The sequence below is a fragment of the Flavobacterium sp. genome (genome assembly GCF_043773265.1).
Lineage (GTDB): Bacteria > Bacteroidota > Bacteroidia > Flavobacteriales > Flavobacteriaceae > Flavobacterium.
Genome location: NZ_JAYVFH010000172.1, coordinates 1 through 2,586, shown reverse-complemented (window position 1 = coordinate 2,586; position 2,586 = coordinate 1). Strand labels below are relative to the sequence as shown.

The window sequence follows — 2,586 nt, the reverse complement described above, 5'->3', positions numbered from 1 at the left end:
TTACAGCTTTTATTATTTCAATACTTGAATTTATTTCAATTTTATCATTTGTTACAACTTTAATTTCGTTTTCAATTTGTTCAAATTCTTTATTTAATCCACCATTTTTATATACAATTGAAAATCTATCATTTATAGTTCCTTCAAGAGATGTAAATCGATACGGATTAGCTTTTATATTATAAATAATATTTAAATAGCTATCCTTTAGGTATATATTGTGATTGTTAAATAATCCATCAAGTCCAGCTATTGCTATCGAGTAAGTTCCTGCATTTGGAATATTAACACCTAATGGAACCTCATCTTTTTTATTAAAAGGTAAAGATCTTCCTTGAATGTTAAATCTATTGTCTTCAATTAATGAATAAATAGACATTGTTCCTCCAACGGCAATTTTAGAATCAAAGAAACTGTCTCTTTCCATTGTTGCTCCTTCTACATATCCAATTAATGTTCTATTTGATGAATTTATTGAATTTATTATATCTAACCAAATTCTATGTCTTTCAATATTAACTAAATTTTGAGTTTCTTCTGGAGTTTGACTTGAACGATAAAAAAGACTGTTGTCATAAGTTGCATTTCTTAATCCATTATTAAAAGTCACAATATCACTTGCTATTGGCCCATCTATCATTTGAACAAAAAATCCTTGACCAGCACCTATAAATAAATCTGCTGCAGCTGCAGGACAACATGATGTTCCTGTAAAATTGAACGTTAAATAATCTCCTGGTGTATAATTATAAAGATAACTTGCATAAAAAGGATTTGCTATAATTGCAGGAAGATTTCCATGTGTCCAAAGGTTAATATTTCCTTCAATTTTAGTTTTGTTATTAAATAAAAACTGGCTTCCTCTTATTGATGATGGGTAAGGATTTCCTAATAAGTTCCAGTTATCACTAAAATTTGTTATTTCGGTTCCGTTAGTTCCAGTATGAAAAGAAGTATTTTGGTCATTTCCTCTTGATATTGGAATTGTTATTGTTCCATTATTTGGAATTCCAGTAAAACTACCATTCAAAATTGTATTCGTTGTGTTATTAAATGGCAATGCACTTGGTCCTCTAACTATGTAGCCTTTAGCAATTGACATTGGACTTCCGGCAGCATTAACCCAATAACCTTGACCTCCATTGGGATTAGAAAGTGTAGAGTTCCAACTGTAAATTGGTCCTGGTATAATTGGCGAAGCTATATTGTTAACATTAAAACTAGAAACAGGTGATGACCAATATACATAATCTAATGTTCTAATGTTTGCGTTTCGTTTATATATAATATTTCCAGTATTAGATACATTATTTATTTGAACAAGATTTGATGAGTTGTTTAGTAAAAAAGTTCCGCTGGCTTGAACATTTATCCAATCTGTAATCGTAATGTGGTTGTTAGAGTTTACTGTTAATGTTGCGCCATTGTATATTGATAATGTACCAGCAAAACCACTATAATTTGTTCCAGAAATTAATGGATTGTTTGGTGTTGTTGGAATTATTACACAATCTGTTCCATTTGGAATTGCTGAGTTAGGTGTCCAATTTGCAGGTTTATTCCAGTCATTGTCAACTGAACCATTCCAAGTTTTATTATTTGAAACTGTAACTGTTGTTGTATCTGTTTTAATAAATGTGTTGCCAGAACATAAAGTATAAGTTACTTCAGCTGTATAGATTGTTGTTGAAGAAGGACAAACATTTACAATATTTGTAGTTCCTACTACAGGACCAGAAGTTCCAGAACCTTGATACCACTTAATTGAAGTTAGTGAAGCTCCAGAAGGTGTAAATCTCCATGCTTCGTTTGTAGTTGTCCAGTCAGTATCTAATCCATTTCTACTTGGAGCAACAACAGCTTGAGAACCATTAGAATTTTGAATACCAACAATTGCATTACCACCATTCCAAGTAGAACAAAGGTTTTTTTCTTTAATGTATACTTCAATAATATTGGTGTTTTCATAAAGAACAATCATTCCTGTATATAAAATTGAATTACATGATGATGAAAACATAGGTATATTATTCCAAGATGCAACCAAAGCTCTACAACCATTATTTAATGTGATTAATTCCCATCCAACTTGACCACCTTTACTTGGATCTATATCGTGATAAACTCCAAAAATTGTGTTTAAAAACAGTGTGTTGTTTGGTAAATTATTTGCAAACGACCATGCACTATAACCACTTGGAGCATTGCTAGTTAAATCAAAAGTTAGAGTTCCGTTTGAACCAATAAGACATTGATTATAATTGGTGCCATAGTAACAAAAATTAAAAGGTAAATTTATTGCTGGAGACCAAACATCATCTACATTGATACTTACAGAATTTTGTAAACAATCAAATTGATAAGGTGGTGAATATGCTATATTTTGAACTGCATAACTAGTTGTTTGTGCTATTGGCAAATAAGTAGCTTCTAAATCTACACAAGCCGATGAAGCACAAGCATTAACTGGGTTTGGATCTAAACCATTTAATCCTAAACCACCAGAAACAATATTTGGACATGCCAATGTAGTAGTTCCGTTTCCAGTTCCTGCAGTACATGGAATATTTGATGTTACACAAATTG

Annotated in this window: 1 pseudogene; it reads right to left on the bottom strand. The window is 31.2% G+C overall.

From position 1 onward, the window contains the following. Window positions 1-2,586, bottom strand: a pseudogene (locus ACH2BO_RS09345) (hypothetical protein); the annotation flags it as partial.